This window comes from Nocardia sp. NPDC003693, from assembly GCF_053981095.1.
The window spans coordinates 40,462-46,461 of sequence record NZ_JBSFNO010000056.1; the positions used below are offsets into that span (position 1 = coordinate 40,462).

Genomic DNA, 6,000 nt, shown 5'->3' on the forward strand with positions numbered 1-6,000 from the left:
GGCGGACATGCCGCGCACCAGCGTCGGCAAGCTCGATCGCAAGGCGCTGCCGAAGGTCGAGTTCACCGCTGCGGCAACCGCTTACCGCGCGCCCCGCGACGGCGCGGAGTCCGTGCTGGCCGGGTTGGTCGGCGAGCTGCTCGGCGGCGCTCCGATCGGAGCGGACGACGACTTCTTCGAGCGCGGCGGCAACTCGCTGCTGGCCATGCGGCTGGTGGCCCGGATCAACGCCGCCTTCGGCCGCGACATCGGCGTGCGCGCGGTCTTCGAAGCCCCGACCGTGGCCGAACTCGCGCGCCACATCACCGGCGCGGCCGGCCGCACCCTGCCGCCGCTGCTCGCGCTGGAACGCCCGGAGCGCATTCCGCTGTCCGCCGCCCAGACCCGCATCTGGCTGCTGAACCGCCTGGACCCGGCCTCGCCCGCCTACAACATCCCGTTCGCGGTGCGCCTGATCGGCGATCTCGACGCGGACATCCTGCGCGCCGCCATGGCCGATGTCATGGCCCGGCACGAGGTGCTGCGCACCATCTACCCGATGGACGCCGACGGCGAAGGCCACCAGGTGATCCTGCCGCCCGAGACCGTCATCGACCTGCCCGTCGAGACCGTCACCGGTTCGGTGGTCGAACGGTTCTACCGCTTCGCCGCCACCGGTTTCGACGTCACCGCCGAACTGCCGCTGCGGGCCATGCTGCTGCGCGAATCCGATTCCAGCCACGTACTGGTCGCGGTGCTGCACCACATCGCCGGTGACGGCGCGTCGACCGATCCGCTGCTGCGCGACGTGATCACGGCGTACCTGTCCCGCGCCGCGGGCAGCGCGCCGCTGTGGGAGCCGCTGCCGGTCCAGTACGCGGACTACGCGCTGTGGCGTACCCGGGTGCTCGACGAGGTCGGGCCCGCCGAGCTGGACTACTGGCGCGAGACGCTCACCGGTCTGCCGGACGAGCTGACCCTGCCCGTCGACCGGGTGCGCCCGCCGGCGCCCTCCTTCCGCGGCGCGGTGGTGCGCGGCCGGATCGGCGGCGGCGTGGGCGAGCGCGTGCGCGAGGTGGCCAAGCGGCATCACGCGACGCCGTTCATGGTGCTGCACGCCGCGCTGTCCACACTGCTGGCGCGGCTCTCGGGCACCGACGACATCGCGATCGGCACCCCGGTGGTCGGGCGCGACGAACCGGTGCTGGACAACCTGGTCGGCATGTTCGTCAATACCCTTGCCCTGCGCACCAATCCGGCGCAGGACCGCACGTTCGCCGAACTGCTCGCCGAGAGCCGCGCGGTGGACCTGGCCGCGTTCGCGCACGCCACCGTGCCGTTCGAGCAGGTGGTGACCGCGCTCGGGGTGACCGCCGATCAGTCCAGGCATCCGCTGTTCACGGTGACGCTGAACTACCTCGACCTGGACTCGGGCACGCACGCGGTCCCGGGCCTGGTGCTCGAGCCCGTCGAGTTCGACGACACCGTGGCGAAGTTCGACCTGACCTTCTCGGTCGGCGAGGAACTCGACGCCGACGGCAACCTCATGGTCGAAATCGTCTACGCCACCGACCTGTACGACGAGTCCACCGCCCGGGACCTGCTGCGCCGCTTCGCCCGGGTGCTCGGCACGGTCACCGCGGATCCGAGCCGCACCATCGGCAGCGTCGAGGTGCTGTCCGAGGGCGAGCAGGCCGCCATCCTGGCCCGGCGCGGCCCGGCGGCGCTGGCGCCGCGGAGCCTGGCCGAGATCCTGCACGCGGCAGTGGATCTCGATCCCGAGGCCACCGCGCTCATCTACCGGGGCGCGCACGTGAGCTACCGGGAGCTGGACGAGCGCTCCTCGCGCCTGGCCCGGCTGCTCATCGAATGCGGTGTCGGGGCGGAGGAATTCGTGGCGCTGTCGGTGCCGCGGTCGGTGGAGTCGGTGGTCGCGCTGTTCGCGGTCGCCAAGACCGGCGCGGCCTTCCTGCCCGTCGACCCCACCTACCCGGCCGAGCGCATCGGCTTCATGCTGTCCGATTCCGGTGCGGCCGTCGGCATCACCCTGCGCGAGTACGTCGACCGGTTGCCCGGCGACACCTGGATCGTGCTCGACGATCCGATGATCGAGGAGCATCTGGCCGGGCTGTCCGGCGCCCGCCTGACCGCCGCTGAGCTGGTGCGCCCGGTGCACACCGACAACGCCGCCTGGATGGTCTACACCTCCGGTTCGACCGGCCGCCCCAAGGGCGTGGTCGTCGGCAACGCGGGCATCATCGGCATCGCGGCGGTGCACCACTCGCACTCGCCGACCGACGCGAACTCCCGTGTGCTGCATCGCACCTCGCCCAGCTTCGACGCCAACATCCTGGAGCTGCTGATGGCGCTCCCGGTCGGCGCGGCGCTGGTCGTCTCGCCGGTGGAGATCATCGGCGGCGCGGAGCTGCGCGAGCTCATCGAATCCGAGGGCGTCACGCACGGCGTGTTCACCCCCGCGGTGATCAACACCCTCGATCCCGAGACCCTGCGGGGCATGCCGTACCTGATCGTCGGCGGCGAGGGCTTCGGCGCGGACCTGGTCGATCGCTGGGGCGGCACCCGCGAGCTGTACAACGGCTACGGACCGACCGAGATCACCATCATCAGCCACCAGAGCTCCCCGCTGCGCCCCGGCGAACGCGTGGTGCTCGGCGATCTGGTCGACGGCCAGTCCGCGGTGGTGCTGGATCCGCGGCTGCGCCCGGTGCCGGACGGCTCGGCGGGCGAGCTCTACCTGCGCGGACCCGGTCTGGCCCGCGGCTATCACGGCCGTGCGGGCCTGAGCTCGGACCGCTTCGTCGCCGACCCGTACGGCGCGCCCGGCGGCCGGCTCTACCGCACCGGCGACCTCGTGCGCTGGGTCGAGCGCGCCGGCGAGATGACGATCGAATACCTGGGCCGCACCGACGACCAGGTCAAGGTGCGCGGTCTGCGCATCGAGCTCGGGGAGATCGACTCCGCGCTGCTCGCCCACGAGAGCGTCGATTTCGCGGTCACCATCGGCCACACCGGCCGCAGCGGCGACGTGTCGCTGGTCTCCTACGTCGTGCCCGCGGCCGGGCACGTGGTGGATCCCGACGAGCTGCGCGCCTTCGCGGGCCGCTCGCTGATCTCCTACATGGTGCCCGCCGTGATCATGGTGATCGACGCGATCCCGCTCACCCCGATGGCCAAGCTGGATCGAAAGGCCCTGCCGGAACCGGTGTTCCGGACCGCGGAGTTCCGCGCGCCGGAGTCCGAGGTGGAATCGGTCGTGGCCGAGGTCATCGCCGAACTGCTCGGCGCCGAGCGGGTCGGTCTCGACGACGACTTCTTCGCCCTCGGCGGCAATTCGCTGAGCGCGGTGAAGCTCTCGGCCCGGCTCTCGGCCCGGCTCGGGGTCGAGGTGGCCATGCGCACGGTCTTCGAGCATCCGACGGTCGCGGCCCTGGCGGCCACCGTCGACGCCGAATCGGTGGCGCTGTGGGCGATTCCGCCGCTGGTGCCGCGCACCGGCAACGATCCGGTCCCGCTGTCGCTGTCGCAGCAGCGCATGTGGTTCCTGAACCGGTTCGACGGCGAATCCTCCGCCTACAACATGCCGATGGCCATTCGCCTGACCGGCGCCCTGGACATCCCCGCGCTCGAAGCCGCCATGGCCGACCTGGTGGAGCGGCACGAGGTGCTGCGGACGGTGTACCCGCTGACCCACGCCGGGCCGGTGCAGGTGATCAAGCCCGCCGATGAGGTGGACCTGCCCGCGCTCACCCCGGTCGCCGTCGCCCCCGACGAATTGTTCGGTGTCATCACCGAATTCGTCTCGACGGGCTTCGACGTCACCACCACCGTGCCGATCCGCGGGCGGCTGTTCGCCCCCGCGGGCACCACGGACGAGTACGTGCTCGTCGTGGTCGTGCACCACATCGCGGCCGACGGCGCGTCGATGGCCCCGCTGGCGCGGGACGTCATGACCGCCTACGCCGCCCGGCAGGCCGGGCAGGAACCGGGCTGGGCGCCGCTGGCGGTGCAGTACGCCGACTACGCGGTCTGGCAGCGCGCCCGCCTCGGCACCGAGGACGATCCGCGTTCGCTGCTGGCGCGCCAGCTGAAGTTCTGGACCGAGACCCTGGCCGGTCTGCCCGATCAGCTGGAGCTGCCCGCCGATCGGCCCCGGCCGCCGGTGCTGTCCACGGCGGGCGGCGCGGTCGAGTTCGACCTGGACGCCGATCTGCACGATCGTCTGGTCAAGCTCGGGCGTGCCAACGGCGCAACGCTTTTCATGGTGATGCACGCGGCGTGGGCGCTGCTGCTCGCGCGGCTGTCCGGCACCTCCGACATCGCGGTCGGCACGCCGGTCGCGGGCCGGGGCGAGGACGCGCTGGACGATCTGGTGGGCATGTTCGTCAACACCCTGGTGCTGCGCACCCGGGTCGACACCGGCGCCGGTTTCACCGGGCTGCTCGCCGGGGTGCGCGAGGCCGACCTGGCCGCGCTCTCGAACGCGGACGTGCCCTTCGAACGCCTGGTGGAGGCCCTGGACCCGGTCCGCTCCACCGCGCGGCACGCGCTGTTCCAGGTCGGCTTCTCGTTCAACAACACCGAGGCGCCGGAACTGGAACTGGCCGGATTGCGCATCGGCGCTGCCGATTTCGAGACCACCATCTCGCAGTTCGACCTGCACCTGGTGATCGTGGACCGGTACACCGCCGAGGGCGCGCCGGACGGTCTGACCGCCCAGCTCACCTACTCCACGGCGCTGTACGACGAGAGCACCGCGGCCGCGATCGTCGGCCGGCTGCGCACCCTGCTCAACATCGCGGCGCTGACCCCGGACCTGCCGGTCGGCGACTACGACCTGCTCGCGGTCCCCGAGCGCAAGCGAATCCTGCGCTCCTGGAACGACACCGCGCACGTGGTGGACGCCACGGCCACGCTGCCCGCGCTGCTGGCGCGGACGGTGGCCGCCGCACCCGCCCGCATCGCGCTGGTCGGCGACGGCGCGGACGGCGTCCGCACCGAGGTCACCTACGGCGAGCTCGACGGCCGGGTGAACCGCCTGGCGCGGCACCTCATCGCCATGGGCGTCGGCCCGGAGGTCCGGGTCGGCCTGGCGCTGCGGCGCTCGGCCGATCTGGTGGTGGCGATGTACGCGGTGGCGGTCGCGGGCGGTGTGTACCTGCCCATCGATCCGGATCAGCCCGCCGACCGCATCGAATACATCCTGGACACCGCCGATCCGGTGACGGTGCTGACCTCCGGCGACGATCTGCCGATCGACACCGCGCAGGTCCGCATCGACCTGCTGGAGTCCTACGGTGAGCTCGCGGTGTACCCGGGGACCCCGGTCACCGACGCGGAGCGGCGCGCGCCGCTGCGTCCCGAGCACGCCGCGTACGTGATCTTCACGTCCGGTTCGACCGGCCGGCCCAAGGGCGTGACCGTCACGCACGCCGCCATCGCCAACCAGTTGCAGTGGAAGACAGCCGAATTCGGGCTGGGTCTGCAGGACGCCGTACTGCTCAAGACCCCGGCCACCTTCGACCTGTCGGTCTGGGAGTTCTGGTCCGCCGCCGTCGCGGGCGGCCGCCTGATCATCGCGGCCCCGGACGGGCACCGCGATCCGGACTACCTCAACGACCTCATGGTCCGCGAGAACGTCACCACCCTGCACGCGGTGCCGTCCATGCTGGACGCGCTGCTGATCGCCGGGACCGGCCGGGCGGCCGCGCCGCTGCGCCGGGTGCTGGCGATCGGCGAGGCGCTGCCGGCCGCGGTGGCCCAGCGCTTCCGGCGGACCTATCCGCGCGCGGCGCTGTTCAACCTCTACGGTCCGACCGAGGCCGCGGTCTCGATCACCAATCACCATGTGACCGGCGCGGATCGGGTCTCGGTGCCGATCGGCGCACCCGAGTGGAACAGCCGGGTGTACGTGCTGGACGCGCGTCTGCGTCCGGTGCCGGTGGGTGTGTCGGGTGAGTTGTATCTGTCGGGTGCGCAGTTGGCGCGCGGGTACTTCGGTCG

General features: G+C 71.9%; 1 protein-coding gene (only partly in view). It reads left to right on the forward strand.

The window, feature by feature from the left end:
* Window positions 1-6,000: part of a non-ribosomal peptide synthase/polyketide synthase coding region (locus ACWDOP_RS36230; protein WP_456348685.1), annotated on the forward strand (this coding region is incomplete at its 3' end). Its footprint begins 11,483 nt before the window's first position; the window shows 6,000 of its 17,483 annotated nt.